Below are 2,043 nucleotides of genomic sequence, written 5' to 3' on the forward strand. Positions count from 1 at the left end.
GTTATATGTACTTGATTAAGAAATACCAAGAATTTCATGCAAGTTTGTGTGTTTATACTTACAGGGTAATAAAACCTTGCCTTGCAAACCCTGTGATACTAAAATGTTTGACACTCATGGCTTCATAGCAACACAAAAATTGACATTGTTGCGCATCTTGTTGTACGCAACATCTCATCAATTAGGTTGGCTTTGAATTTGTGTGCAATGTGTAGTTTTAAGAAATCTCAATGCTTTATGAATAAACTTTTTTTGCTTTCAATAATACTTGTGAAAGCAAAGGCTTATGCTGCATATCTTTGCTATCTGTTATCAAGTCAATATATCTGCGTTTGCAAGTCATAGCCACCTTCTCCTTTTTCCTCATATCAACCTACACGCATTACACTTCACTACCTAATCAATCCTAACTCTACTCGACAACCTCAATCACCTAAGGTTTTTATTTGCACACAAAAATTTCATAATCTTTCATTGATAACTCAATCTCAAATAAAGTTAGAATTTACATATTTATAATGATTTTGTATAATTTGTATGTTTAATATTTTTGAGAAATAGGGAGTTTATTTATGCCCAAAAATTATCATTTAGGGTTAGCTTCAAAAATAAGATTTACAATTTTTGCTACCACTTTCATCACAATTGGGATTCTATGCGCCATTATTTTGCTACAAGTTAAACACAAGGAAATAGAATCTGCTATGAATTCCATGTTGCTATCTGCCAAGTACAATGCGAGCAACACTCATGGCATGCTCAATTCTAGCTTATACCCCTTTAAAGCTTATGCCTCTAGCCTCTCTAGTTCTCATGACTTAGACTATACTCTTCTTACAAAACAAATCATTGCGCTTACGCATGAGAGCGCAAATATTGACTATGGCTTTCTCTATCTTGCAGATAAGGACTATTCAGATGCTCCAAAACAAATTAGATTAGACAATCGACTTATGATTTTTGCAAATAACAATCAAAGTATGCAGGCAAATTCTGAAATCCTTACATTACCTGCAGTTCAACAAGCAATAAGCACCAAAACAGAACAATTGGGGATACCTACTAAATTAAAACTTGAGGGCAAGGAGATAAAAGCTTCTATTTTTGCCTTTCCTATTCTTAATGCTCAACGCGAAGTTGTAGGCGTCTTAGGTGGGATATTAAATGTCGATTATATCGCAGAATTCCTGCTTGCTACAAAGAACAATAGCTATCCCAATGAAGCAAGAATTTTAATAGCGCAAGATGGCACAATTATTACTTCTAATTCAAATAACAAGGATAAGATTATCGGACTTAATCTACGCGATTTAATAAAGATGGCACCGCATTTAGAAAATGTGATTAATGAAGTAATGAACAATAAAGAAATCAAAGCACCTATTACAGATACCACAGGACAGCAAACTTATGCTGCACATGCTAATGTCAATATCTCCTTGTTCAATAATATCCAATGGCATATTTTAACACTTGTCCCTAAAAATGATGTCCTCTCTATCTATTATGATTTACGCCTACAAACAATTTTTATTGCATTATCTGTAATTGGCATTGTTCTTGTAGTCTTAACGCTTTTTACAAAATGGCAAATCACAGACAGACTTGTACACTTAAATGTCCTCCTTAATGAGTTTTTTCAATACCTCAATCATGAGAATAAAATTGCTCCTAAGCCCCTTATGATTAAAACTCATGATGAGCTTGGCACTATGACACTAGCCATTAACCAAAACATAGAACGTACACAGAAATCCCTTGAGAAAGATTCTCAAGCAGTCTTACAATCTGTCCAAACTGCTAAAGAAATAGAATCAGGTAATTTCACTGCTAGAATCACAGAGAATCCTGCTAATCCTCAACTCAATGAACTCAAAGATGTGTTGAATAATATGCTAGAGGACTTACAACATAAAATAGGCAGTGATACCAATGAAATTGCAAGAGTCTTCGATAGCTATACCAAACTAGATTTCACCACAGAAGTAAAAGATGCTAAAGGCAGAGTAGAAATTGTTACCAATGCTCTAGGCAATGAGATTA

Annotated in this window: 1 protein-coding gene; it reads left to right on the forward strand. The window is 34.2% G+C overall.

Annotated elements, in window-relative coordinates; all coding sequences use genetic code 11:
• Positions 1 to 572: 572 nt before the first annotated feature.
• On the forward strand, positions 573 to 2,043 hold a 1,471-nt coding region (locus tag CQA44_RS11925; RefSeq protein ID WP_115547410.1), incomplete at its 3' end, for a HAMP domain-containing protein.

Source organism: Helicobacter sp. MIT 14-3879, assembly GCF_003364125.1.